Origin of the sequence: Streptomyces sp. NRRL F-5650, from assembly GCF_000721365.1 — a bacterium.
GTDB lineage: Bacteria > Actinomycetota > Actinomycetes > Streptomycetales > Streptomycetaceae > Streptomyces > Streptomyces ardesiacus.
Window position 1 is genome coordinate 1 of record NZ_JOGV01000107.1, and the last position, 4461, is coordinate 4461.

Annotated in this window: 3 protein-coding genes; all 3 read left to right on the forward strand. The window is 69.5% G+C overall.

Features of this window, described 5'->3' with window-relative positions; genetic code table 11:
• Positions 1–319: 319 nt before the first annotated feature.
• Positions 320–520, forward strand: coding sequence for an acyltransferase domain-containing protein (locus IG88_RS45400; RefSeq protein WP_420712119.1), 201 nt, complete (start codon positions 320–322; stop codon positions 518–520).
• Positions 517–3543, forward strand: a complete 3027-nt coding sequence (locus tag IG88_RS39745) for an SDR family NAD(P)-dependent oxidoreductase (RefSeq protein ID WP_267884682.1) — start codon at positions 517–519, stop codon at positions 3541–3543. The genes IG88_RS45400 and IG88_RS39745 overlap by 4 nt, the downstream gene beginning before the upstream one ends.
• Positions 3544–3629: 86 nt before the next feature.
• Positions 3630–4461, forward strand: an 832-nt coding sequence (locus IG88_RS0137515) for a polyketide synthase (RefSeq protein WP_031051265.1), incomplete at its 3' end; no start/stop codon positions are given.

Consider the following 4461-nt stretch of genomic DNA (forward strand, 5'->3'; position numbering starts at 1 on the left):
GGAGGCTTGTGGGGGCGGGGTTGGGTCCGGTCCGGCTGGTGTTGTGTGTGGTGGTGTGGTGCCGTGGGTGGTTTCGGGTCGGTCGGTGGCGGGGTTGCGTGGGCAGGCGGAGGGGTTGCGGGGGTTTGTGGCTTCTTCGGGGGTTTCGGGTGTTGATGTGGGGTGGTCGTTGGCGTCTTCGCGTGCGGGGCTTGAGCATCGGGCTGTGGTGGTGGGGGTGGAGCGGGAGGAGTTGTTGTCCGGTCTGCGGGCTGTGGAGGTGGGTGAGCCGGCGGCTGGTGTGGTGACGGGTGTGGTGTCGGGGGGTGCTTCGGATGTGGTGTTCGTTTTTCCGGGGCAGGGTTCGCAGTGGGCTGGTATGGCGGTGGAGTTGTTGGATTCTTCGCCGGTGTTTGCTGGTCGGTTTGGTGAGTGTGTGGTGGCTTTGGGGCCGTATATCGACTGGGTTCCGGTGGATGTGTTGCGGGGGTGTGGGGGTGGTGCGTCGTTGGATCGGGTGGATGTGTGTTGTGGGCGGTGATGGTGTCGCTTGCTGAGGTGTGGCGTGCGTCGGGTGTGGGGCCTGGGGCTGTGGTGGGTCATTCGCAGGGTGAGTTGGCGGCTGCGGTGGTGGCGGGGGTGTTGTCGTTGGAGGATGCGGCGCGGGTGGTGGCGTTGCGGAGTCGGTTGATCGGGCGGGAGTTGGCGGGTCTGGGTGGCATGGTGTCGTTGCCGTTGGGTGAGGAGGCGGCGGGGGAGTTGATTGGGCGGTGGGCGGGTCGGGTGAGTGTGGCGACGGTGAATGGTCCGGGTTCGACGGTGGTGGCGGGTGAGGCGGTGGCGTTGGATGAGTTGATGGTGGTGTGTGAGCGGGAGGGTGTGGGGGCGCGTCGTGTTGCGGTGGATTACGGGTCGCACACGGTGCAGGTGGAGGGGTTGCGTGAGGCGTTGTTGGAGTTGGCTGCTCCGGTGGTGGGGCGGGCGGGTGATGTGCCGATGTATTCGTCGGTGACGGGTGGGCTTGTCGGGGAGGGTGAGGCGGATGCGGAGTACTGGTTCCGTAATCTGCGTGAGCCGGTGCGGTTTCTTGACACGGTTGGTGGGTTGATTGCGGATGGTGGCTACACGACGTTTGTTGAGGTGAGTGCGCATCCGGTGCTGACGTCTGCGGTGGAGGAGACGGGTGAGGCCGCCGGGGTCGAGGTGTGTGCGGTCGGTACGTTGCGGCGTGAGCAGGGCGGTGTCCGGCGTTTCCTCACTTCGCTGGCGGAGTTGTGGGTACGGGGTGTGGAGCCGGACTGGTCGGCGGTGTATGCGGGTTCGGGGGCCCGGCGAGTCGCGCTGCCGACCTACGCCTTCCAGACCAAGCACTACTGGTTCGACACCGCGCCGGCCCGCCCCGCGGCGGGCACGGACCCGCACGCTGCTTTCTGGGAGGTGGTGGAACGCGAGGACCTGGAGGGACTTGCGAAGACCTTGAGACTGGACGAGGCGCAGCCCGGGCTGACGGCCGTACTGCCCGCGCTTTCCGCTTGGCACAAGCGGCACGCGGAAGCAGCCGGCATGGAGTCGTGGCGGTACCGGGCGCACTGGAAGTCGCTGCCCGCCGGCCCCAAGGCCGCCCTGTCCGGGACCTGGCTGGTCGCCGTCTCCCCGGACCAGCTCGACGGCGCGCTGTACGGGACAGTGGCCGAGGCCCTGCGCGCACAGGGCGCCGTGGTTGAGCCGCTGGTCGTGAGAGGTGCCCACGACACAGGGCAGGACGAGCGTCCGTGGGCCGAGGCCCTGGTCGCACACTCCTCGGCAGTCGGCGTGCTGTCGCTGCTCGCGCAGGACGAGAGTCCGCTCACGGACGCCTCCGCCGTCCCGGCCGGCTACGCCCAGAACCTGGCCCTGCTTCAGGAGTTGGAGGCCACCGCCTCGGACGCCGCACTGTGGTGCGTCACCCAGGGCGCGGTGTCCATCGGTGAGCGGGACCCGCTCACCAGCCCGGCTCAGGCGCTGGTCTGGGGCCTCGGCCGGGTGGCGGCCCAGGAAATGCCGACCCGCTGGGGTGGTCTGGTCGACCTCCCGCAGGAGCCGGACGAGCGCGCCCTCGCGCGGCTGTGTGAAGTGCTCGCGGCCAAGGCGGACGAGGACCAGGTCGCGGTTCGTTCGACCGCGGCCTACGGGCGTCGACTCGTCCGCGCGCCTCTGAGTGGCGCCCTGGGCGACGGCTGGACGCCGGGTAAGGGCACGGTACTGATCACGGGTGGCACCGGGGCGCTCGGCAGCGAGGTCGCCAGGAGACTTGCGGCTCAGGGCGCCGAACACCTGCTGCTCGTCAGCAGACAGGGTGGTGCGGCTCCGGGCGCCACCGATCTCGAGGCCGAGTTGGCCGCCACCGGAGCCCGCGTCACCACGGCCGCCTGCGACGTGGCCGACCCGGGGGCCTTGCGCCGGTTGCTCGACTCGGTGCCCGACGACTGCCCGCTGACCGCTGTGGTGCACACCGCGGCCGTACTGGACGACGGGGCGCTCACCACGCTGACGCCCAAGCAGCTTGACCGGGTGCTGCGGGTCAAGGCAGGTGCGGCACACCAACTGCATGAGATGACGAAGAGCCTGGACCTTTCCGCTTTCGTGCTGTTCTCCTCGCTGGCGGGCACAGTCGGCATGGCAGGCCAGGGCAACTACGCGCCGGGCAACGCCTACCTGGACGCACTCGCCCAGTACCGCCGTGCACAGGGACTCGTGGCCACCTCCGTGGCCTGGGGTTCCTGGGCCAGGGGCGGCATGGCGGGCCGGGACGTGGTCAGTGACACCAGCGTCCGGCACGGCGTGCCGCTGCTCGAGCCGGAGCGTGCCACCGCCGCCCTGGAGACGGCTCTGGCCCACGGTGACACCAGCCTCGTGATCGCGGACATCGACTGGGAGAGGTTCGCGTACGCCTACACCGCGGCCAGGCCCAGCCGTCTGCTCGACGAACTGCCGGAGGTCCGCGCCGTACTCACGAGGGACGTACCCACCGACGCGGCGGCCACCCTCACGCTGTCCGAGCGGCTGGCCGGTCTGGCACCGGCCGAGCGCGTACGGCAGTTGCGCACGACGGTCCGTACGCAGGTGGCAGCCGTACTCGGGCACGACTCCGGAGAGATGGTGGAACTCCGGCGTCGGTTCCTGGAACTCGGCTTGGACTCGGTCACCGCCGTGGAGCTGCGCAACCGGCTCAACACGGCGACCGGTCTGCGACTGCCCGCCACGATCATTTTCGACTGCCCGACCGTGCACGAGCTCGCGCGCTACCTCAATGACGCACTGTTCGGCGGCGAGGACGGGATCGAGGGCGCCACGGACACGGAAGCTCCCGGCACGGCCGAACTCGACCGGCTCGAGGTGCTCCTGGGGCAGCTACCCGACGGAGACTCCACCAGAGCAGAACTGACAGGGCGGCTACGGAAGTTGCTGCGTACCGCATCCGGTTCAGGCGTGGACGGCGAGGAGGCCGTCGACGCCGAAGACCTCGAATCCGTGAGCAACGACGACCTCTTCAAGTACATCGGCAAAGAGTTCGGGATCTCCTGAGCCCCTGATCGACGCCGCGGTTCCGACTCGCGTCCTTCAACGGGGCGCACGCCACACTTCCGTCTCACCTTCGGGGGCACGCAAGCATGGACGACGCCAAGAAGCTCCGCTACTACCTGACCCGGGTCACTGCTGAGCTGAAGGAGACCCAATCCCGGCTGAAGGCCGTGGAGTCGGTGAACAGCGAGCCGGTGGCGATCGTCGGAATGAGCTGCCGGTTCCCCGGCGGGGTCGCCTCGCCCGAGGACCTGTGGCGGCTGCTTTCCGAGGGCGGCGACGCCATCACCGGTTTCCCCACCGACCGCGGCTGGGACGTGGGATCACTGGTGGACGTGACCGGTCAGCGCTCCGGCAGCTCTTACGTGGCCGAGGGCGGCTTCCTGCACGACGCGGGGGAGTTCGACGCAGGCTTCTTCGGGATCTCGCCGCGCGAGGCCCTGGCGATGGACCCGCAGCAGCGGCTGCTCCTGGAGACCTCCTGGGAGTTGTTCGAGCGCGCCGGCATCGCCCCCGACGCCCTGGAGGGCAGCAGGACCGGCGTCTTCATCGGCTCCAGCTTCCGCGACTACGGCGCCAGGCTGCCCGCGATCCCCGAAGAGGTCGAGGGACACGCCATGACGGGCACCGCGGGCAGTGTGGCTTCGGGGCGCATTTCCTACAGCTTCGGACTGACCGGGCCGGCCGTCACGGTGGACACGGCGTGCTCCTCTTCGCTGGTGGCGCTGCACCTGGCGGTCCAGGCGCTGCGCCACGGCGAGTGCTCGATGGCGCTCGCGGGCGGGGTTGCGGTCATGTCGTCCCCTGACCTGTTCACGGAGTTCAGCCGGCAGCAGGGTCTGGCGCGGGACGGTCGCTGCAAGGCGTTCGCCGCGTCCGCCGACGGTATGGGTGCGTCGGAGGGTGTGGGCCTGCTGTTGG